Below are 21,136 nucleotides of genomic sequence, written 5' to 3' on the forward strand. Positions count from 1 at the left end.
CGCTCAGAACTGCAGGCCGACGCCGACGTAAGGACCATCCGCCAGCTTGCGGTTGCGCTGCGAGTCTTCGCGCTTGACGTCGAAGTAGCGGTAGCCGGTTTCCACGGTGAACAGCGGCACCGGGTTCCAGCGCAGGCCGGCGTTGACGTCGTTGACCTCGCGGATGCTGCCGCTGGAGGCGCCGGACGGGGCGAAATAGCCCTGGCCGAACAGGCTGAAGTTGGAACCGAGGTCGAGCGCGGCGCGGCCGCCGAGCGCCGCGGCGGAGCCGTAGCCGTCGGCGTCGACGTAGATCGCCTTGGCGCCGGCGGCGACGGTCAGCGGACCGGCCGGAACGGCGAATTCCAGGCCGACGCTGGCGCTGTCGTCGCCGTGCTTGTTGTTCAGGTAGTCGGCGGTGAAGCCGAGGCCGAGGCCGTTCGGGGTGCGCGACAGCGTCACGAAGTCGTCGCCGGCGCCGAGCGACAGGTTGCCGGCCTGTGCCAGCCCGCTGATGGCCACGAGGCCAAGGAGGAGGGTGGTCTTTTTCATGTGCTCTCCGAAAGGGAAGTTGCTGCGGGGAAGGGAGTAGACCACGCTCGCTCCCCCGGGTTCAACCGCCGAGCAAATCCAGCAGTTCGGACAGCCGCGTTTTCAGCGCCGCCACTTCGGCTTCCAGTGCCGCGACACGGCCGGTCAAGCCGACCTCGATCGGTGCTGCGGCCCCGGGCGGGACGAGTTCCGGCTCGCCGCTCAACAGGTGCGCCCAGCGCGCCTCGCGCTCGCCTGGCTGGCGCTCCAGCTTGACCACCAGCGGCGGGTACTTGTCGGCCAGCGTCGCCAGCGCGGTGTCGACTTCGTCGACGCCGGAGAAGGCGTAGATGCGGCCGGCCTTGCTGCGGATCTCGGCCGCGGTCTGCGGGCCGCGCAGCAGCAGCACGCACAGCGCCGCCACGCGGGCGCCGTCGATGTTCCAGGCGTAGGGCAGGCGGTGCTCGTACTTGGCGACGCGGCTGCCGGCCGGCAGCCGCTCCCCGACCAGCTTCTGCTCCATCAGGCTCGCCAGCGCCTGGCTCAATTCGGCCTCGGACAACTGCATCACCGGTTCGCGGCTGGTCAGCTGGTTGCAGGCGGTCAACAGTCCGTTGAGCGTCATCGGGTAGGCGTCCGGGGTGAGCGCCTGCTTTTCGATCAGCGCGCCCAGCACGCGCACTTCTGCCGGCTCGAGTTGGTGAGTGTCCATGGCGGTGCTCCTTTGTTGTCGTTTATGCCAAGGATGATCGCACCAAGCTGTCTCTCAGCCAACCCTCGGCTCGGGCGAACGGAAGGCGATTTGTTTGAGCGGGCGCAAGGAAGCGCAACGTCGCAGGGAGCAACATCGGTCGGAATCCGGCGGCTTGACAGCAGGCGGCAGCGACGCCACCCTGTGCTCTTTTTTTCAGCGTTCATAAGCACATCATGATTCGAGCCGACCTTCTCTTGGTGGAACAGGGCCTTGCCGCCTCGCGCACCGCTGCCCAGAACCTGATCGCGGCCGGGCGGGTGAGCGTCGACGACGACGGACGCTGCGTCGTCGTTGCCAAGCCGAGCCTGAAGCTCGCGCCCACGGCGCGCCTGCTGGTGACGCCGGACGAGGCCGACCGTTTCGTCTCGCGCGGCGGGCTCAAGATGCAGGGTGCGCTGGCGACGGCCGGGCTCGACGTGAGCGGCATGAGCGCGCTCGACGTCGGCCAGTCCACCGGCGGCTTCACCGACTGCCTGTTGCAGTCCGGGGCGAGCCGTGTGGTGGGGGTGGACGTGGGGCACGGCCAGCTCGCCGCCAGGTTGGCCGAAGACCCGCGCGTCACCTTCTTCGAGGGCGTCAACGCCCGCGCGCTGGACCACGCCGCGCTGTTGGCGGCCAACCAGGGGGTGCCGTTCGAGCTGATGGTGTGCGACGTGTCGTTCATCTCGCTGACCCTGGTGCTGCCCTCGGCGCTGCCCCTGATAGCCCCCGGCGGCTACCTGCTGTCGCTGGTCAAGCCGCAGTTCGAAGTGGGGCGCTCCGGTATCGGCCGCGGCGGCATCGTCAAGGACGAAGGGTTGTACGACGGGGTTCGCCAGACCATCACCACGCTGGTCGAGCAGCTCGGCTTCGAAGTGCTGAAGTGGTTCGACAGCCCGATCAAGGGCGGCGACGGCAACCGCGAGTTCTTCATCTTCGCGCGCCGGCCGCTCCACCCCGTGCGCTGAGCCTCGTGGCGGCGCTGATTCGCGCCCGATTTAAGCTTATGGCATAATAGCAAACGATTGTTCGAAAGGAGACGCCGACTGATGGCCGAATTTCTGTCGATTATGGCGGTCGTGATGCTGGCCCTGGTCGCCTGGGTGGTCCGTTCCCGCCGTCCGCCGGCGCGGCGCGTGCCGGCCGATGAGCCGTCTTACGCGCGCCACACCCAGACCCGCGCCATCGACGTGCCGTCGCAGATGACCGGGCGCGACTACGGCATCCTGCTGCGCGCCGCGCACGGCGACCGCAGCCGCCTGGAAACCTGGGTGTTGGCCGAGCAGCAGCGCGCCACGCCGCCGCTCAGCCGCGACGAGGCGATGGAGCGCCTGGCCGAAAGGCTGCGCCTGTCGCGCAGTTGAGCCCGTTACGCGAAAACCAAACAGCCCCGGCGTGCCGGGGCTGTTTTGCTGGGGGGCGCCGCTTCAGGCCAAGAGCCCGAGGTGGCGCCGCTCCCACGGCGTGATCTGGTGCTGGAAGTCGAGCAATTCCAGCTCCTTCACCGCCAGGTAGGCCTGCACGAACTCGCTGCCGAACAGCCGCTCCGCGCAGGGCGAGGCGCGCATGGCGGCGAGTGCGGCATCCAGCGTGGCGGGCAGGCTGGTGTCGCCCTGCCGGAACACGTTGCCGCTCACCGGCGGATCCGGCGTCAGGTGCTCGGCGATGCCCGCCAGCCCGGCGCCCAGGCTCGCCGCCAGCGCCAGGTAGGGGTTGGCGTCGGCACCGGGCAGACGGTTCTCGACCCGGCGCGCCTCCGCGCCGCAGCGCGGCACGCGCAGCCCGACCGAGCGGTTGTCCTCGCCCCAGGCCAGGTTGACCGGCGCCGCCAGGCCCTTGACGAAACGGCGGTAGGAGTTGGGGTTGGGGCAGAACAGCGGCAGCAGCAGCGGCAGGTAACGCTGCAGGCCGGCGATGAAGTGCAGCAACAACGCGCTGTTGCCGCCGTCGGCGCGACCGAACAGGTTATGGCCGTGCCTGTCGACCAGGCTCTGGTGCAGATGCATCGAGCTGCCCGGCTCACCCGCCAGCGGCTTGGCCATGCACACCGCCGACAGGCCGTGGCGGTGCGCGGTTTCCTTCAGCAGGTACTTGAACAAGAACATCTGGTCGGCCAGGCGCAGCGCGTCGCCGTGGCGCAGGTTGATCTCGAACTGGCTCGGTCCCATCTCGTGCAGGAAGGTGTCGCTGGCGATGCCGAGCCGCTCGCAGCCGCGGTAGACCTCGTCGAAGAACGGCGCGAGGTCGTTGCGCGCCGACAGGCTGAAGGCATCGCCGCCGGCCTCGCGCCGCCCGCCGCGCAGCGCCGGCGACTGGAACGGGGCGGCGTCGCCGTCGTGCGCGGCGAACAGGTAGAACTCCAGCTCCGGCGCCACTACCGGGCTGAGGCCGCGCGCGGCGTAGTCGGCCAGCACGCGCTGCAGCGCGCTGCGTGGCGCCAGTGGCGACAAGCTGCCGCCGTGGTCGACGTTGTCGCAGATCACCACGGCGCGCGGGGTGTCGCTCCAGGGGGCGCGGCGCAGCGTGGCCAGATCCGGGCGCAGCACGACGTCCGGGTCCTGCTCGCCGTAGAAGCGGTAGTCGGGATAGGCGCCGGTGCAGGCCTGCACCGCCACGGCGCGGGGAATGCGGACTTCCTGGCCGTGGGCGAAGACGAGGGCGGGGAGGGTCTTGCCGCGCGGGAAGCCGGTGAGGTCGGCGAACACCAGTTCGACCTCGCACACGCCTTCGGCGCGCAGCCATTCGGCCTGGGCGGCCGGCAGGGCGGTAGCGGACATGATTCGTCCCTTGTGGGGCGGTGGCCGGGTTTCCGTCGCCACCGCGTCGCGCCGCTAGCGGGCGGCGCGCACCGGGGTCACAGCACCCACTGCGGCTTGCCGAGCTTCTCCACCAGGATGCGCCAGGCCTGCAGCAGTTTCTGGAACTTGTTGTTGGCTGGGGCCAGCTCGCGCGCCTTCTTCAACAGCTCGTGGGCGCGGCGCATGTGGCTCTCGTGCCAGCCGTTGCGGTGTACATAGGCCAGCGTGGCGTTGACCAGGTTGAGCATCACCTGCAGGTTGCCCGGCATGTCCTCGTGCGCCTTGGCGAAGCGCTCGATGGCCTGCTCGAACTGGCCGGCCTGGGCGGCGCGCACCGCCTCGTTGTTGAGTTCGATCACCGACTGCACGTTGCTGGCGATGAGCTGGTGGCCGGCGTCGCGGCGGCCGACGTCCTCGAACAGGTCGCCGATCTGTCCCAGCAGCGCCTCGTCGTCGTGGTGGTTGCGCACCAGCGCCTGCATCGCGGCGTCGCCGGCGTCCTGCCGCCCCTGGGCGTAGCAGGCGCGGGCGAACTCCATCTGCGCCTCGGGCGGCAGTCCGGCGCCGAGTGTGGCGAAGCGCTCCTGCGCCTCGCTCAGCAGTTGGGCGGCGCGCTGGCGGTTGCCGCTCTTCAGTTGCAGCTGGCTGTCGCAGACGTCCGCCATCCATTCGCCCACTTCGTTGTAGCGGTAGTCGCGGCGCAGGCTGGCGACGGTGCGCGCGGCGGCGCCGTGCTCGCCCTGCGCCATCTGGACGCGCGCCAGCATGGCGTAGTGGGTGGGGTGGCGGTGCCAGGTGTACTTGGCGATTTCCAGCGTCTCGCGGCTGGCGGCCTCGGCGGTGGCGAGGTCGTGGTTCTTCAGCGCCACTTCGGCCAGCTGTTTCTGGCGCCGGATCACCACCGGCGACAGCCGGGTGGCGCTGGTCAGCATCTGCTGCGCCTTGTCCAGCTCGTGGTTGGTCTGGTGCAGCCGGGCGAGCCAGTCGTAGGCTTCCATCACCCGGTCGTTCTCGCGCAGCACCTCTTCGAACAGCAGGCGCGCTTCGTCGTAGGCCTTCTGCCCGGTCAGCGCCTTGGCCAGGCCGAGCTTGGCCCACGGCACGGTCTTGATGCGCAGCACGTCCATGTAGAGCGCGCGCGCGGTGTCGTAGTCGCCGATCTTGAGCGACAGCGAGCCCTTCAGCTTCATGAAGTCGAGCGCGAATTCGCTCCGCTCGCCGATCTTGCGGCTGCAGGCGTCGATGGCGGAGAGGTATTCGTGGCGCATCACCGCCTCGTCGACGATGCGGAACGCCTCGCGCCGGCGCATGGCGCGCTCCAGCCGCTGCGCCAGCACCTCGCCGGTGAAGGGCTTGAGCAGGTAGTCGTCGGGCGCCTGTTCGGCGGCCGAGATCACGCGCTGGGCGCGGCGCTCGCCGGTGACGATCATGAACACGCACGACTGCTTGATCAGGTTGCGTTCCTTGACCTCCTCGAACAGGTACAGCCCGTCATAGCCGTTGCCGAGGTCGTAGTCGCACAGCACCACGTCGAACTCGTACTTGGCGAGCTTGGCCAGCGCGTCCCCCGCCTTGCTGGCGTACTCGACCTTCTCGGCGCCGAACGACGACAGCGTCATCGCCAGCGCGCGCTGCATTTCCGGCACGCTGTCGATGATCAGGAACAGCCGCTTGGCGTAGGGGTCGGCCATGGGCTGCTCGGCCGGACGCGCGCCCTTGTACGCCGAGGCGATGCTGTGAAACGAGGTGGACTGCGGCTTGAGATCGCTCATCGGGGTATCTTCCGGCAACGGTGCACGGCGGCCGTCAGGCCGCGCTGAGCTTGGCGTAACGCAGGTCCAGCCATTTCAGGCCGTGTTCGGCGAAGTTGATGTGCAGGCGCACGTCGTCGCCGCCGCCTTCGGCGTCGATCACCACCCCCAGCCCGAACTTGGCGTGCGTCACCGACTGGCCGATGGCGAAGCCCTTGAGGTTGGCCGAAGGGCGGCTCGGCGGCGGCTGGTCCAGCCAGGGCGCACGCGTGTTATGCGAGACCGGTAACGGTTTCACTGTAGCAGACAGCACGTGCAGCAGCTGGCCCGGCACCTCGTCGACGAAGCGCGAGCGGATCGGGTAGCGGCTCAGGCCGTGCAGCATGCGGCTCTGCGCCGAGCTGAGGTAGAGCCGTTTGCGCGCGCGCGTCACCGCCACGTACATCAGGCGCCGCTCCTCCTCCAGCCCCTTGGGATCGTTGAAGCTGTTCTCGTGCGGGAACAGCCCTTCCTCCAGCCCGGACACGAACACCGCGTCGAATTCCAGCCCCTTGGCGGCGTGTACCGTCATCAGCTGCAGCGCGTCCTGGCCGGCCTCAGCCTGGTGCTCGCCGGCTTCCAGGCTGGCGGCGCTGAGAAATTCCACCACCGCCTGCTCCGGGTCCTGCGGGAAGAAGCCGGCGGCGGCGTTGATCAGTTCGTCGAGGTTGGCGAGGCGCTCCTCGCTCTCCTTCTTGTCGGCCTCGTACATCGCCTTGAGGCCGGAATCGTCGAGCAGCAGGCTGACGGTCTCGGCCAGGTTCAGCGTGGAGGTGCGCGCGCGCAGCTGGTCGATCAAGAGCACGAACTTGCCCAGGCTGGCGGCGGCGCGGCCGCTGCCGGAGGCGCAGGCGGCCTGCCACAGGCTGATGCCCTGCTCGCGGCTGGCGGCCTGCAGGCCTTCCACGGTGCGCGCGCCGATGCCGCGCGCCGGGATGTTGATGACGCGCAGCAGCGCGTTGTCGTCGTCCGGGTTGGCGATCAAGCGCAGGTAGGCCAGCGCGTGCTTGATTTCCTGGCGCTCGAAGAAGCGCAGCCCGCCGTACACGCGGTACGGCAGCTTGGCGTTGACCAGGGCGTGCTCGAGCGCGCGGCTCTGGGCGTTGGAACGGTACAGCACGGCGATGTCGGAGAGGCGCCAGCCGTCGCGCTGGAGCGCCTTGACCTCGTCGCAGATGAACTCGGCCTCGTCGCCATCGGAATAGGCGTCGTAGAGGCGGATCGGTTCGCCCTCGCCGGCCTCGGTCCACAGGTTCTTGCCGAGCCGGCCGTCGTTCTTCTCGATCAGCGCGTTGGCGGCGGCGAGGATGTTGCCGGCCGAGCGGTAGTTCTGCTCCAGCCGCACCGGGCCGTCGATGCCGAAGTCGACCAGCAGCGAGCGCATGTTGCCGACCTCGGCGCCGCGGAAGGCGTAGATGCTCTGGTCGTCGTCGCCCACCGCGAACAGCGCGTTGTCGCGCCCGGCCAAGAGCTTGAGCCAGGCGTACTGCAGGCGGTTGGTGTCCTGGAACTCGTCCACAAGGATGAAGCGGAAGCGGCTCTTGTAGTGCTCGGCCAGCGCGGCGTTGCGCGACAGCACCTCGTAGCTGCGCAGCAGCAGCTCGGCGAAGTCCACCACGCCCTCGCGCTGGCACTGCGCGTCGTAGGCGGCGTAGAGCTCGATCAGCTTCTTGGTGTAGGCGTCGTGCGCCGACAGCACGTCGGCGCGGGCGCCGGATTCCTTGTTGCCGTTGATGAAGTTCTGCACCGCGCGCGGCGGGAATTTTTCGTCCGAGACGTCGAGGCTCTTCAGCAGGCGCTTGATCGCCGCCTGCTGGTCGGCCGAGTCGAGGATCTGGAAGGTGCTGGGCAGCCCGGCGTCGCGGTAGTGGGCGCGCAGGAAGCGGTTGCACAGGCCGTGGAAGGTGCCGATCCACATGGTCTTGACGTTGACCGGGATCATCGCCCCCAGCCGCGTCTGCATCTCGCGCGCCGCCTTGTTGGTGAAGGTCACGGCGAGGATGCCGGCCGGGCTGACCTGGCCGGTCTGGATCAGCCAGGCGATGCGCGTGGTCAGCACCCGCGTCTTGCCGCTGCCGGCGCCGGCCAGCACCAGCGCGCTCTTGGCGGGCCAGGTGACGGCGGAGAGTTGTTCGGGGTTGAGGCCGGAGAGCAGATCGGACATGGCGGGGCAGCAATCGTCAAAACGCCGATTTTACCCCAGCGCGCCGCCGCCCGTACGGACGGATCGAAGCGCCTCGTCACGGCGGCCGTTGCATAGACAAAAGGTTGGCCGAAGCGGGGCTTCGGCCAGCCTTGGGGCAGTGTGACGCCCTAGCCCTTCACCCCCAGCTCGCGCAGCCGTTCGGCCAGATAGCGGCCGGCGCTGTAGCGCTCCGACAGCACCACCTCGTCGCGCGGGTGCAGGAACAGGGGCAGCGCGACGCGGCTCCTGGCGGCGGCTTCGCCCACCGGGTTGACCACGCGGTGCAGCGTGGACGGGTAGTAGCCGCGCGCGGCTTCGGCCAACATGTCGCCGGTGTTGATCACCAGCGTGCCGAAGTCGCACGGCACGTCCTGCCACTGGCCGTCGCGCCCCTGCACCTGCAGCCCCGGCTCGCTGGCGGCGGGCAGGATGGTCAACAGGTTGATGTCGCCGTGCGCGGCGGCGCGCACGGCGCTGGCCGGTTCGTCGCCGCTCAGCGGCGGGTAGCGCAGCACGCGCAGCAGCGTGCCGCGGCTGTTGGCGATCATGGTCGACAGCGGCTGGCTGTAATGCGCGGCGATGTCGGGCGGGGTGTGGCGCTCCACCCAGCCGAGCAGTTCGGCCGCGAGCGCGCTGGCCACGGCGTAGTAGCGCAGGGTGTCGTCGTGCAGCTCGGGCGGAATGCGCCCCCAGGGGTAGACGTGGTAGTACTCCTTGAGGTCCTTCTGGGTGTGGCCCTTGGCGGTCTCGGACACCGCGGTGGAGAACCAGCCGTCCTGCGTTTCGGGCGAGAAGGCGTAGGCGTGCTTGGCGTAGCTGTCGAAAAAGGCCAGCCAGCGCCGGTACAGGTCCGTCACCAGCGTCTCCGAGATCGGGTGATGGCTGAGCACGGCGAAGCCGGTCTCGTGCAGCGAGCGGGCGAAGCGTTCGGCGGCGTCGGCGGCGCGGTAGTCGACTTGCTGGACGTTCATCTCATGCTCCTATGGGGCATCAAGTCAGGTTGCAGCAAGGGAGCACGGGCGGCGCTGGCACCGCCCCAGGCTGCTGACAAAGTACCCTGTCCAGATTCTACCGGACCCGGCAAAACCGGGCCGCTCCTGACAAGCTATTGAATCCGCAGCCTTCCTTATTTACACGACAAACCCCTTCCGCTTCGCAAAAGGGGTTTGTCAACAATCTCGGGCGGTGCTGGCACCGCGCGTGGCATGGCAGCTTACACCCGCTGGTCCATGTCCAGCCCCGGCGTGCCCGGTCCGGGCGAGCCCACCACCTTGGCCGGCACCCCGGCCACGGTGCTGTGCGGCGGCACGTCGTCCAGCACCACGCTGCCGGCGCCGACCTTGGCGCATTCGCCGACGTGGATGTTGCCGAGGATCGCCGCGCCGGTGCCGATCAGCACACCGTCGCCGATCTTGGGATGGCGGTCGCCGCGCTCCTTGCCGGAGCCGCCCAGCGTCACGCCGTGCAGGATCGAGACGTTGTCGCCGATCACCGCGGTTTCGCCCACCACCACGCCGGTGCCGTGGTCCAGCATCACGCCCTGGCCGATGCGCGCCGCCGGATGGATGTCGGCGCCGGTCACCTCGGAGATGCGGTTCTGCAGGAACAGCGCCAGCGTCTGCCGCCCCTGCTGCCACAGCCAGTGCGTCACGCGCTGGCTCTGGATGGCGTGAAAGCCCTTGAAGTACAGCAACGGGATGGAGTAGCCCTCGCAGGCCGGGTCGCGGTCGTAGCAGGCCACGATGTCGGCGCGCATCTTCTGGCCGATGACGGGGTCGGCCGCGAGCGCCTCGCGGAACAGCTCCATCAAGGCGCGCGCGTCCATCACCGGGCTCGAGAGCTTGCTCGACAGGTGGAACGCCAGCACGTCTTCCAGCGTGTCGTGGCGCAGCACCGTCATGTGCAGGAAGCTCGCCAGCAGAGGCTCGGCCTGCGCGGCGGCTTCGGCCTCCTTGAAGACGGCAAGCCAGATCGGGTCGTCGTAGTTTTCGCTCATGCTTGTCTCGTTACAGTGTTTGCGGCGGCATTCCAAAAAGCATTAGGAACGAGAACGCGAAGGCAAGTGAGCGGGGCCGCAGACAGTACAGCTAGTACGGCAAGGGCTCGCTGAGCGAATCTTAAGATTCGCACGCGGTCCGCGGCCACGCGGCCGACAACGTTATCGTTTCTAAGGCGCATTTGGAATCACAGCAGCACCACGTCGAACTGCTCCTGTGGATAGGTGGTTTCCACCGACAGCGAGATCGGCTTGCCGATGAAGTCCACCAGCATCGCCAGGCTCTGCGATTCCTCGTCGAGGAACATGTCGATCACCGGCTGCGCGGCCAGGATGCGGAAGCCCTTGGCGTCGAACTGGCGCGCCTCGCGCACGATCTCGCGCTGGATTTCGTAGCACACCGTCTGCGCCGTCTTGATCTCGCCGCGCCCCTGGCAGGTCGGGCACGGCTCGCACAGCACGTGCGCCAGGCTCTCGCGCGTGCGCTTGCGGGTGATCTCGACCAGCCCCAGGCTGGTGAAGCCGTTCAGCGTCACCCGGGTGCGGTCGCGCGCCATCGCCTTGGCCAGCTCGTTCAGCACCTGGCTGCGGTGCTCCTCGTTATCCATGTCGATGAAGTCGACGATGATGATGCCGCCCAGGTTGCGCAGGCGCAATTGGCGCGCGATGGCGTGGGTGGCCTCGAGGTTGGTCTTGAAGATGGTCTCGTCGAAATTGCGGTTGCCGACGAAGCCGCCGGTGTTGACGTCGATGGTGGTCATCGCCTCGGTCTGGTCGATGATCAGGTAGCCGCCGAACTTCAGGTTGACGCGGCGCGCCAGGGCGCGGTCGATCTCGGCCTCGATGCCGTGCAGCTCGAACAGCGGGCGCTCGCCGCTGTAGCGTGCGATCTTGTCCACCGCGTTGGTAACGTACTGCTCGGCGAACTCCACCATGCGGCTGTAGTTCTCGGTGGAGTCGACGATGACGTGCTCGGTCGATTCGCTCACCATGTCGCGCAGCACGCGCACCGCCAGCGGCAGGTCTTCGTAGAGCAGGCTCTGCGGCGGTTCGGTGAGCGAGCGCTGGCGGATGTCGGTCCACAGCTTGCCGAGGTAGCCGATGTCGGCGGCGAGTTCCTGGTCGCTGGCGGTCTCGGCGCTGGTGCGGATGATGTAGCCCTTGGGCGTGCCGTCGGGCAGCAGCTTCTCCAGCCGCGCCTTGAGGCTCAGGCGGTCCTCCTCGTTCTCGATCTTCTGCGAGATGCCGATGTGCTCTTCCTGCGGCAGGTGCACCAGGAAGCGCCCGGCCAGCGAGATCTGCGTCGACAGGCGCGCGCCCTTGGTGCCGATCGGGTCCTTGATCACCTGGACCAGCACGGTCTGGCCCTCGAACAGCATCTTCTCGATGCGCTGCGGCTCGGAAGGATGCTGGCGCTGTTCCAGCACGTCGGCGATGTGCAGGAAGGCGGCGCGCTCCAGGCCGATCTCGATGAAGGCGCTCTGCATGCCGGGCAGCACGCGCTTGACCTGGCCCAGATAGATGTTGCCGACGATGCCGCGGCTGGCGGCGCGCTCCACGTGCAATTCCTGCACGATGGCGTCTTCCAGCACCGCGACGCGGGTTTCCTGCGGCGTGATGTTGACCAGAATCTGCTCGTTGGGGCGCGGCAGGTCGCGTGGCAGCGGAATGGATTGATGCAGCATGCGACGCTCCTTAGGGGAAGACCAGGCCGAATTCGGACAACAGCGCGGCGGTCTCGAACACCGGCAGCCCGACCACGCCGGTGTAGCTGCCTTCGATGCGCTCGATGAACACCGCGGCGCGGCCCTGGATGCCGTAGGCGCCGGCCTTGTCGAACGGCTCGCCGGTGTCGATGTAGCGCGCGATGTCGAGTGCGGTGAGCGGGCGGAAGGCGACGTCGGTGACCGAGGTCTTGAGCAGGGTGCGCTCGCCCTCGCGCACCGCCACCGAGGTCACCACCTGGTGGCTGCGGCCGGAGAAGGCCTCGAGCATGCGGCGCGCGTCGGCGGCGTCGGCCGGCTTGCCGAAGATATCGCCGTCCAGCACCACCGTGGTGTCGGCGGCCAAGAGCGGGCGCGACGGCAGGCCGCAGCTTTCCACCAGGTGCCAGCCGGCGGCGGCCTTGTCGCGCGCCAGGCGCTCGGTATAGGCCACGGCGTTTTCGCCGGGCAGGACCGCCTCGTCGATTTCGGCGTGGATGCGTTCGGTGCGCACGCCGAGCTGCTGCAGCAGCTCGCGCCGGCGCGGACTGGCCGAGGCCAGGTAGATCAGGGTGTCGTTGGTGCTCATGGGGTTGCCGTCAGGGTTTTATTCTTGGACTGCCTGCAAGGGTACCAGAGGCCCTCTCTCCGTACTATCGGCAGCATGGGGGACTTCGGCCAACCCTGAGGGAGCGGGACCCGGCACGGCCCCCTGTTCGCGCGACGACCCGCGCTGCAATGAAAAAACCCGGTCCATGAGGGCCGGGTTCGGGGAGGTGCAACATGGTGATCAGCGGTCGCTGCGCAGCGGGCCGTACTCGACCGGCACCCAGGCGTAGCGGCTGCGCTCGGCGCGCACGTGCCCCAGCCCCGGGAACGGCAGGTGGGCGCCACCCACCCACAACTTGTCGCGTGCGGCGTCGGCGAGCAGCTTCTTGCGCGTGGCCACCGCCTGCTGGCGGTCGACATCGAACTCGATCGCGATGTCGGGGCGGGCGAACTGCGTGGCGTAGCTGTGCACGATGTCGCCCCACAGCAGCAGGCTCTGCCCCTTGGAGCTGAACAGGTAGCCGCTGTGTCCCGGCGTGTGGCCCGGCGCCGGCACGGTGGTGACGCCCGGCAGCAGCGTCTCGCCTTTGCCGTAGATCTTGAGCCGGTTGGCGGCCAGGTAGGGGGCGACCGACTCGCGCGCCATCTTGAACAAGGGCTGGCTGTCCGGCGGCGCCTTGGCCGCGCTGGCCTCGTCGAGCCAGTAGCGCGCCTCGGCCCGTGCCACGTAGACGTCGGCGTTGGGGAACGCCGTCTTGCCCTCGGCCGTGACCAGGCCGCAGGCATGGTCCGGGTGCAGGTGGGTCAGCAGCACGGCGTCGACGTCGGCCGGTTCGTAGCCGGCGGCGCGCAGGTTGTTGATCAGGTTGCCCAGGGTCGGGCCGAAGCAGCGCGCCGAACCGGTATCGACCAGCACCAGGCGCGTGCCGGTGTGCACCAGGTAGCCGTTGACCGCGGTCTGCACGCCGCGCGTGGTGTCGATGAACATGCGCGCCAGCAGGCTCTGCACGTCCCTGGCGCGGGCATTCTTCAGCAGCTTCTGGTCGAGGTCGACGTAGCCGTCGTAGAGCGCGGTCACCTGGAACTCGCCCAGCGCCATGCGGTAGTAGCCCGGCACCTGGGTCTTCAGTTGGGGCGGCGGCGCGGCGTGGGCAAGGCCCGGCGCCAGCGGCAGCAGGCTGGTGCCGGCGAGCGCGAGGCAGGACAGCAGGCGGCGGGCGAGGCGAGGCGACGTCGTGGGCATGACAGGCTCCGTAATGACAATGAACTATCACTTTAGCATCAAGCGGAGGCCATGCGGTGTCAGCGCGGCGGGCCGGCCGTGCGGGCGGACCGTCATTCCCGGGTGACGGCCCAGTGCAGGAAGGCGTCGACCACCGGGGAGGGGTGTGCTGTCGCCGGGCGCGCCAGCACCACGCGCTGCGGCGGCGGATCGTCGCGCAGCGGGCGGCAGGCGATGGGTGTGCCGTCGTAGCTCAGGTCGCCGGCCGGGCGCGTGCACGACAGCGCCACGCCGGCGCCGTGCGCCACCAGGCCGCGCTGCATTTCGAAGCTCTGCACCGTCTGCGCGATGCGCGGCGTCAGCCCCAGGTTCCAGAACAGCGACAGCAGGTAGTCGCGGGTGTGCGGAATATCCTCCAGCACCAGCGGCTGCGCGGCCAGCTCGGCCAGCGACACGGCGGGCTGCGCCGCCAGCGGATGGTCGCCCGGCAGCAGCGCGTAGGGCGCCAGTTCCGCCAGCGTGCGGCATTCCATCTGCGCGTCGGTGGCGAGTTCGTAGGTCAGCGCCAGCTCGGCCTTGCCGGCGCGCAGCGCGCGCTGCACCGTCGCCAGGTCGCCCTCCAGCAGCGTCACCGCGACCTGCGGGTAGTGTGCGCGAAACCCCGCCAGCAGGCGCGGGGCGAAATAGGGCCCCAGATCCTGGAAACAGATCAGCGACAGCTGGCCGCGCAGTTCGCCCGGTTCCTCGCCGCTGCCGAGGCCTGCCGCCAGCGCCAGGATGTCGCGCGCCTGGCCCAGCACGCGCAGCCCGGCCGGTGTCAGCTCGACGCCGCGGCTGGCCTGGCGGCGGAACAGCGCGGTGCCGAGCGCGGCCTCGAGCTGGGCGATGGCGAGCGATACCGAGGGCTGCGACACGTGGCGCGCGCGCGCCGCGGCACTGACGCCGCCGTGCTCGGCGGTGGCGACGAAGTATTTGAGCTGGCGCAACGAGAAGTCGATCATGTTATCCAATAATGAAAAATAGGAAATATATATTTTTATTATCAAAAGCGCCCCGCGATACTGTCGCCAGAAGCCGTCTTACCCACCACCACCCGAGGAGAGACCGATGCCGGCGACGACAGTAGGACAGGATCAGATCGAGGCGTTCCAGCGCGACGGCGCGATCGTGCTGCGCGGGGCGTTCCGCGACTGGGTCGAGCCGTTGCGCGACGGTTTCGAGCAGGTGCTGGCCGCGCCCGGCCCGTACGCCATCGAGAACGTTCGGCCGGGCGAAACCGGGCGTTTCTTCGAGGATTACTGCAACTGGCAGCGCATCGAACCGTTTGCGCGCTTCATCCGCCATTCGCCGGCGGCCGCGCTGGCGGGGCGGCTGATGGGCGCGCAGCGCGTGCAGATCTTCCACGAGCATATCCTGGTCAAGGAGCCCGGCACCGCCAAGCCCACGCCCTGGCATCAGGACATCCCCTATTACTGCGTCAGCGGCCTGCAGACCGCCAGCTACTGGATTCCGCTCGACCCGGTGACGCGCGACAACACGCTGCGCGTGGTGCTGGGCTCGCACCGCTGGCCCAAACTGGTGCGCCCCAAGCGCTGGGCCACCAACGAGAACTTCTTTGCCGGCGCCGACGACTTCATGGAAATGCCCGACGTCGAGGACGGCAGCTACACCCTGCTGGCGCCGGAGCTGGAACCGGGCGACGCGGTGCTGTTCGACTTCCACACCGTGCACGGCGCCGCCGGCAACCCGGGCGGCAACCGCCGCCGCGCCTTCTCGGCACGCTTCCTCGGCGACGACGTGCGCTACGCCGCGCGCCCCGGCCGCACCTCGCCGCCCTTCCCCGGCATCGGCCAGCAAGACGGCGAGCGCCTGCGCGAGGACTGGTTTCCGGTGGTGTGGTCGGCCGACGGCACGGCCTGACCTGACCATGGCGCTGTCGTCGCCAACAAAAAAGCGGGCCGCAGCCCGCTTTTTTCATTGCCGTATCAGCCAAGCCTCAGCTGCGCACCTGGCCGTCGCCCAGCACCACCCACTTCTGGCTGGTCAGGCCGTGCAGGCCGACCGGGCCGCGCGCGTGGATCTTGTCGGTGGAGATGCCGATCTCGGCGCCCAGGCCGTACTCGAAGCCGTCGGCGAAGCGCGTGCTGGCGTTGACCATGACGCTGGCCGAGTCCACTTCGCGCAGGAAGCGGCGGGTGCGGCTGTAGTCCTCGCTGACGATGGCGTCGGTGTGGTGGCTGCCGTAGTCGTTAATGTGCTGGATCGCCTCGTCGAGGTCTTTCACCACCTTCACCGCCAGGATCGGCGCCGAGTATTCGGCGTACCAGTCGTCCTCGGTCGCCGGCACCACCTGGTCGCCGAGGATGATGCGGGTGCGTTCGCAGCCGCGCAGCTCCACGCCTTTTTCCCACAGCGGGGCGGCCAGCTTCGGCAGCATGAATTCGGCGGACGCCTCGTGCACCAGCAGCGTTTCCATGGTGTTGCACGGCGCGTAGCGCTGGGTCTTGGCGTTGACCACGATGGCCACGGCCTTGTCCGGGTTGGCGGTGTCGTCGACGTAGACGTGGCAGTTGCCGTCCAGGTGCTTGATCACCGGCACGCGCGCGTCCTGGCTGATGCGCGCGATCAGCCCCTTGCCGCCACGCGGCACGATCACGTCGACGTACTCGGGCATGGTGATGAGCTCGCCCACCGCGGCGCGGTCGGTGGTTTCGATCACCTGCACCGCCTCGGCCGGCAGGCCGGCCAGGCGCAGCCCTTCGTGCACGCAGCGGGCGATGGCCTGGTTGCTGTGGAAGGCTTCCGAGCCGCCGCGCAGGATGGTGGCGTTGCCCGATTTCAGGCATAGCCCGGCGGCGTCGGCGGTGACGTTGGGACGGGCCTCGTAGATGATGCCGATGACGCCCAGCGGCACGCGCATCTTGCCCAGCTGGATGCCGGACGGACGGTAGGTGAAGTCGTCCATCTCGCCCACCGGGTCGGGCAGCGCGGCGATCTGGCGCAGGCCCTCGGCCATGCCGTGGATGGTCTTGTCCGACAGCGTCAGGCGGTCGATGAAGGCTTCTTCCAGGCCGTTCTGGCGCGCGGCTTCCAGATCGAGCATGTTGGCGGCGATGAGCTGCTCACTGTCGCGCTCGACGGCGTCGGCCATGGCCAGCAAGGCCTGGTTTTTCTGGAGGGTGTCGGCGCGGGCGATGGCGCGGCTGGCGGCGCGGGCGGCGCGACCGACGCGCTGCATGTAGTCCTTGACGTCCATGTTCGGGGTCCTGCGAAATCTTGATGGGAATGCGTCGAGATTACCGCAAAGCGGCAAGGCCGTGCCAGTGCGGCAGGGGCGAGGGCGGCTGTTGCGGCGGAAAAACAGCGCCTTGCGGAATCGTTTGACCCTGCTGCGAGTGTGGGGTAAGGTGGGATTCGAGCAACCGCTTGGTTGAATTGTCGTCATTACGCACAACGGCGCGCCAGACGCCGGCACGGAGGAGAGACCGCATGACCGCATACCGCGATTTTCATCGCCAGTCCATTGATCAGCCCGAGGTTTTCTGGGGGCGCGAGGCGGCTCGCATCGACTGGCACCGCCCCTACGACAAGGTGCTGGCCTACGACAAGCCGCCGTTTCGGCGCTGGTTCGTCGGCGGCGAGACCAACCTCTGTCACAACGCGGTGGACCGGCACGTGGCCGGGCGGGGCGATCAGGCGGCCTTGATCTACGTCTCGAGCGAGACCGGAGAGGAACGGGTTTACAGCTTTGCCGAACTGCAACAGGAAGTGGCGCGCTTTGCCGCCATCCTGCAGGCGCAGGGGGTGGGCAAGGGCGATCGCGTGCTGATCTACATGCCGATGATCGCCGAGGCGGTGTTCGCCATGCTGGCCACGGTGCGGCTGGGGGCGGTGCATTCGGTGGTGTTCGGCGGCTTCGCCTCGGCCAGCCTGGCGGCGCGCATCGAGGACGCCCAGCCCAAGGTGATGGTGACCGCCGATGCCGGGCTGCGCGGCGGCAAGGTGATCGCCTACAAGCCGCTGGTGGACGAGGCGCTGGAGCTGGCCGGGGCGGCGGCGCCGGGCAAGGTGATCCTGGTCAACCGCGGCCTGGCCGAAGCGCCGATGATGAAGCCGGGGCGCGACCTCGACTACGCCACGCTGCGCGCCCGGCACCTGGACGACCGCGCCGAGGTGACCTGGGTGGAATCGAGCCATCCCAGCTACATCCTCTATACCTCCGGCACCACCGGCAAGCCCAAGGGGGTCGAGCGCGACACCGGCGGCTACGCCGTGGCGCTGGCGGCGAGCATGGACTACATCTACGGCGGCGCGGCCGGCGAGGCTTTCTTCTCCACCTCGGACATCGGCTGGGTGGTGGGGCATTCCTACATCGTCTACGGCCCGCTCATCGCCGGCATGGCGACGCTGGTGTACGAGGGCCTGCCGACCAACCCGGACCCGGCGGTGTGGTGGCAGCTCGTGGAAAAGTACCGCGTCTCGGTGATGTTCTCGGCGCCGACCGCGATCCGCGTGCTGAAGAAGCAGGACCCGGCCTACCTGCACCGCCACGACCTCTCCAGCCTCAAGGCGCTGTTCCTCGCCGGCGAGCCGCTGGACGAGCCGACCGCCAACTGGATCGCCGGCGAACTGAAGGTACCGGTGATCGACAACTACTGGCAGACCGAGACCGGCTGGCCGATGCTCACCGTGTGCAACGGCGTGGCGCCGCAGCCGGTCAAGGTCGGCAGCCCCGGCCTGCCGGTGTACGGCTACAACCTCAAGCTGGTGGACGAGGCCAGCGGCGAGGAGGTCGGGGTCGGCGAGAAGGGCGTGATCGCCATCGTGCCGCCGCTGCCGCCGGGCTGCCTGAGCACGGTGTGGGGGCAGGACGAGCGCTTCCTCAACACCTATTTCGGCGGCTTCGCCGATCGGCTGCTGTATTCCTCGTTCGACTGGGGGGTGCGCGACGCCGACGGCTACATCACCATCCTCGGCCGCACCGACGACGTGATCAACGTCGCCGGCCATCGCCTCGGCACGCGCGAGATCGAGGAGGCGGTTTCCGGCCACGGCGCCATCGCCGAGGTGGCGGTGGTGGGGGTGGCCGACGCGCTCAAGGGGCAGGTGCCGCAGGCCTTCGCCGTGGTGCGCGACCCGAGCATGCTGGCCGACCCGGTGCGCCGCGCCGCGCTGGAGAAGGAAGTGATCGCCCGCGTCGCGCACGAGCTGGGCGCGATCGCCAACCCGGCGCGGGTGTTCTTCGTCAACCAGTTGCCCAAGACCCGCTCCGGCAAGGTGCTGCGCCGTTCGATCCAGGCCATTGCCGAAGGGCGCGATCCGGGCGATCTCACCACGCTGGACGATCCGGCGAGTCTGGAACAAGTGCGTCAGGCCATTACCAGAGCCTGAGCCCTTTCGAGGGTGGCGTGTGCGTCACCACTGGGCCGTCTGCCTCCGGGCCGACGGCCGTTTTTTATGCCTACGCTACCTGCGCCAGCGGCGCAGCCAGCAGGCCGGGAAACTCGTGTGCCAGCACGCGGTGGAACGCCTGCAGCCGGGCGTCGTCCTCGTCGTGAAACACGTGGCAGTGCACGCGGCTGCCCTTGGCCTGGGCGTTGTTGAGCAGGTCGGCCAGGGTCAGGAGCTGGTTGGCGCTGTCGGCGTCGAGCCGGGTCAGCGCCAGCGTCAGGGCCACCTCGCCGTGGTCGAGGCCGGCCAGGTACGGGGTCAGCGGCCGGAACAGCCGGTCGTAGAAGGCGGCGGCGTCCTCCGGGCAGCTCACCCCGCGCAGCAGCAGGCGGCCGCTGTGGAAGCGGAAATCCACCTCCGGCGTGGCGGCGCCGGGGGCCAGGTAGAAGTCGGGACGGGCGACGGGCAGGGCGGGTGACAGCATCGGACGGTCTCGCGGCAGGGTGGTGAAGCCGGCGAGTGTAGAGCGCCGCTGTTGCAGCACGATGACGGCGGCCGGAGCCGGGAGAGGTTGGCCGAAGGCTTCGGCCAACCTCGGTGGACGGCGGGCGACGTAGCGAGGGCCGCTCCGCCGCTGACATCAGGACAGGCTTCGTGGCGCCAACGGCGTCTCAGTGCCCCAGCCCGTCGCGCACCTTGCGCACGCCGTACCACACCGCCGCCGCCACGATCGGGATGGCGATGCCGGTGGCCAATTCGGTGTTGAGGTGCACGCCGGCGGCCTTGATGGCCTTGAGCAGGTAGGACAGCAGGCTCACGATGTAATAGGTAAGCACCCCCACCGACAGCCCTTCCACCGTCTCCTGCAGGCGCAGCTGCATCGCGGCGCGGCGGTCCATGCTGGCCAGCAAGGCGCGGTTCTGTTCCTCGTGCAGCACCTCGACGCGGGTGCGCAGCAGCGCGGTGCTGCGCTGCAGGCGATCGGTGAGGCGGTCCTGGCGCTTCACCACGGTGTCGCAGGTGCTCATCGCCGGTGCCATGCGCCGTTCCATGAATTCGTGGAACGGTTGCATGCCGGGCAGGCGGCTCTCGCGCAGCTCGCCGATGCGGCGCTCCACCAGCGAGTAGTAGGCGCGCGTGGCGGAAATGCGGTACTGGCTCTCCGAGATCAGCTGTTCGGCGCGTGTGGAGAGGTCTTCCAGCTCGGTGAGCAGCTGGGCGTCGCCGCTGTCCGGCTTGCCCATGCGCTCGGTCAGCGAGCGCAGCACGACGTCGAGCCGGTCGAGTTCGCGCATCTGCTCCTTGGCGATGGGCAGCGCCAACAGCGCCAGCATGCGGTAGGTCTCGATCTCGAACAGGCGCTGCAGCATACGCCCGGACTGGTTCGGTCCCATCTCCTCGTCCAGCACCACGTAGCGCGAGAAACCCTCCGGCAGGCGCGGGTCGGGGTGCAGCTGCAGGTCGGTGTAGGCGATGCCGTTGCCGTCGCCGATGCGCGAGCCGATCAACTCGCCGCCGCCGAACCAGCGCGCCGCGATCTCGTCCGGAGTGCTGGCCGAGCCGCCCTTGAGCAGCACCGCGTGCAGTGCCACCAGCACCGTGCCGGGCAGGCGGTCGAGCCAGCTCGAGGGCAGGCGGTCGAGCGCGGTGCGGTCGAAGGGCTCGGAAAAATCGCCGGAGAGGATGAAGGTGTAGCGCGCGAACTCGGCGTGTAGCGACCAGCGTACCGTCAGGTCGCCGGCATTCGCGGTGTAGTGCGCGGCGTGGCCGAGCGGGGCCGGCAGGGCCAGCAGCTGGGCCAGCTCGGCCAGTGCCTCGCGCTGGCTGGCGTCGTCGTAGTCGTAGTACAGGGTCAGCGAGGTCAGCCGTGCCGGCGACGGAATCGAGGCGTACGGGCGGGCGTGCGCCTCGTCGTTGAGCACGCGGCGCAGCGGGTGCGGGGTGAGGGTGAGCATGGTGGGTCCAATAGGCAAACGGTTTTAAAGATGCGTGGCGCATGTTTAAAACCGCTTGCCGTACAGCATACCTCAAGCGCGCGCCCGGCTGTCCACCACTTCCGTATTACTCTGCCGTCGCGGCCGAGTGTCGGGGTGGCGCGTGCCGCAGGGGCGCGAAAGCGCCGCCCTGCCGATCTGATGGCCAGTCCGAACTGCGCCTGTCCGGGCCGAGGCATGCGAGAGGGGCCTGATAATCCTCCGCGTCGTAAAGGAAACAGCCCCGCAAGCATTGCCTGCGGGGCTGTTGGATTCAGTGGACCTC

The 21,136-nt window shown here is 68.8% G+C and carries 18 protein-coding genes; 4 read left to right on the forward strand and 14 right to left on the reverse strand.

Annotated features, from left to right (window positions below):
- Positions 1 to 3 precede the first annotated feature (3 nt).
- Together AC3WG5_RS08685 and AC3WG5_RS08690 are read right to left on the reverse strand one after the other, a co-directional pair.
- Positions 4 to 531 carry a YfaZ family outer membrane protein gene (locus tag AC3WG5_RS08685; protein WP_492568414.1) on the reverse strand — a complete coding sequence of 176 codons (528 nt, stop codon included), beginning with the start codon at positions 529 to 531 and terminating at the stop codon, positions 4 to 6.
- Positions 532 to 592: 61 nt separating this feature from the next.
- The gene (locus AC3WG5_RS08690) at positions 593 to 1,222 is read right to left on the reverse strand and encodes a YceH family protein (protein WP_492568415.1); all 630 of its coding nucleotides are present in this window, start codon (positions 1,220 to 1,222) and stop codon (positions 593 to 595) included.
- 215 nt (positions 1,223 to 1,437) lie between these two features.
- On the opposite strand from AC3WG5_RS08690, the gene AC3WG5_RS08695 reads away from it, so the two are divergent.
- Together AC3WG5_RS08695 and AC3WG5_RS08700 are read left to right on the forward strand one after the other, a co-directional pair.
- Positions 1,438 to 2,211: a TlyA family RNA methyltransferase gene (locus AC3WG5_RS08695; protein WP_492568416.1), complete on the forward strand. Its 774-nt coding sequence runs from the start codon at positions 1,438 to 1,440 to the stop codon at positions 2,209 to 2,211.
- A gap of 81 nt (positions 2,212 to 2,292) precedes the next feature.
- The gene (locus AC3WG5_RS08700) at positions 2,293 to 2,607 is read left to right on the forward strand and encodes a hypothetical protein (RefSeq protein ID WP_008954733.1); all 315 of its coding nucleotides are present in this window, start codon (positions 2,293 to 2,295) and stop codon (positions 2,605 to 2,607) included.
- Positions 2,608 to 2,670: 63 nt separating this feature from the next.
- On the opposite strand, the gene AC3WG5_RS08705 is transcribed toward AC3WG5_RS08700, so the two are convergent.
- From AC3WG5_RS08705 to AC3WG5_RS08745, 9 genes are all read right to left on the reverse strand, one after another.
- Positions 2,671 to 4,020: a glutamine synthetase family protein gene (locus tag AC3WG5_RS08705; protein ID WP_492568417.1), complete on the reverse strand. Its 1,350-nt coding sequence runs from the start codon at positions 4,018 to 4,020 to the stop codon at positions 2,671 to 2,673.
- Between the two features lie 77 nt (positions 4,021 to 4,097).
- Positions 4,098 to 5,813: a response regulator gene (locus tag AC3WG5_RS08710; protein ID WP_492568418.1), complete on the reverse strand. Its 1,716-nt coding sequence runs from the start codon at positions 5,811 to 5,813 to the stop codon at positions 4,098 to 4,100.
- A 34-nt stretch (positions 5,814 to 5,847) separates the two neighbouring features.
- Positions 5,848 to 7,995, reverse strand: a complete 2,148-nt coding sequence (locus AC3WG5_RS08715; protein WP_492568419.1) for a UvrD-helicase domain-containing protein — start codon at positions 7,993 to 7,995, stop codon at positions 5,848 to 5,850.
- Positions 7,996 to 8,144: 149 nt separating this feature from the next.
- Complete coding sequence (locus AC3WG5_RS08720) at positions 8,145 to 8,987, reverse strand: 2OG-Fe(II) oxygenase family protein (protein ID WP_492568420.1); 843 nt, start codon at positions 8,985 to 8,987, stop codon at positions 8,145 to 8,147.
- 242 nt (positions 8,988 to 9,229) lie between these two features.
- Positions 9,230 to 10,012, reverse strand: a complete 783-nt coding sequence (gene cysE, locus AC3WG5_RS08725; protein ID WP_008954738.1) for a serine O-acetyltransferase — start codon at positions 10,010 to 10,012, stop codon at positions 9,230 to 9,232.
- Positions 10,013 to 10,200: 188 nt separating this feature from the next.
- Positions 10,201 to 11,697 (reverse strand): ribonuclease G, encoded by a 1,497-nt coding sequence (gene rng / locus AC3WG5_RS08730; RefSeq protein ID WP_008954739.1) that lies wholly within the window; start codon positions 11,695 to 11,697, stop codon positions 10,201 to 10,203.
- Between the two features lie 10 nt (positions 11,698 to 11,707).
- A complete protein-coding gene (locus AC3WG5_RS08735; RefSeq protein WP_492568421.1) occupies positions 11,708 to 12,304 on the reverse strand; it encodes a Maf family protein in 597 nt (198 codons plus the stop codon).
- 201 nt (positions 12,305 to 12,505) lie between these two features.
- Positions 12,506 to 13,507, reverse strand: a complete 1,002-nt coding sequence (locus AC3WG5_RS08740) for an MBL fold metallo-hydrolase (RefSeq protein ID WP_492568422.1) — start codon at positions 13,505 to 13,507, stop codon at positions 12,506 to 12,508.
- A gap of 92 nt (positions 13,508 to 13,599) precedes the next feature.
- Positions 13,600 to 14,487, reverse strand: a complete 888-nt coding sequence (locus tag AC3WG5_RS08745) for a LysR family transcriptional regulator (RefSeq protein WP_492568423.1) — start codon at positions 14,485 to 14,487, stop codon at positions 13,600 to 13,602.
- A 106-nt stretch (positions 14,488 to 14,593) separates the two neighbouring features.
- Here AC3WG5_RS08745 and AC3WG5_RS08750 point away from each other — a divergent pair, with 106 nt between their 5' ends.
- Positions 14,594 to 15,406, forward strand: a complete 813-nt coding sequence (locus tag AC3WG5_RS08750; RefSeq protein ID WP_492568424.1) for a phytanoyl-CoA dioxygenase family protein — start codon at positions 14,594 to 14,596, stop codon at positions 15,404 to 15,406.
- Between the two features lie 76 nt (positions 15,407 to 15,482).
- On the opposite strand, the gene AC3WG5_RS08755 is transcribed toward AC3WG5_RS08750, so the two are convergent.
- A complete protein-coding gene (locus AC3WG5_RS08755) occupies positions 15,483 to 16,742 on the reverse strand; it encodes a glutamate-5-semialdehyde dehydrogenase (protein ID WP_482583466.1) in 1,260 nt (419 codons plus the stop codon).
- A 179-nt stretch (positions 16,743 to 16,921) separates the two neighbouring features.
- Between AC3WG5_RS08755 and AC3WG5_RS08760 the strand changes: the two genes are divergently transcribed.
- Positions 16,922 to 18,877 (forward strand): propionate--CoA ligase, encoded by a 1,956-nt coding sequence (locus tag AC3WG5_RS08760; RefSeq protein ID WP_492568446.1) that lies wholly within the window; start codon positions 16,922 to 16,924, stop codon positions 18,875 to 18,877.
- 70 nt (positions 18,878 to 18,947) lie between these two features.
- Here AC3WG5_RS08760 and AC3WG5_RS08765 read toward each other — a convergent pair whose 3' ends face one another.
- Positions 18,948 to 19,361, reverse strand: a complete 414-nt coding sequence (locus AC3WG5_RS08765; protein WP_148282923.1) for a SiaC family regulatory phosphoprotein — start codon at positions 19,359 to 19,361, stop codon at positions 18,948 to 18,950.
- Positions 19,362 to 19,548: 187 nt separating this feature from the next.
- Positions 19,549 to 20,832 (reverse strand): DUF3422 family protein, encoded by a 1,284-nt coding sequence (locus AC3WG5_RS08770; protein WP_492568425.1) that lies wholly within the window; start codon positions 20,830 to 20,832, stop codon positions 19,549 to 19,551.
- Positions 20,833 to 21,136: the final 304 nt, after the last annotated feature.

This window comes from Pseudogulbenkiania sp. FW507-F1 (assembly GCF_058781125.1).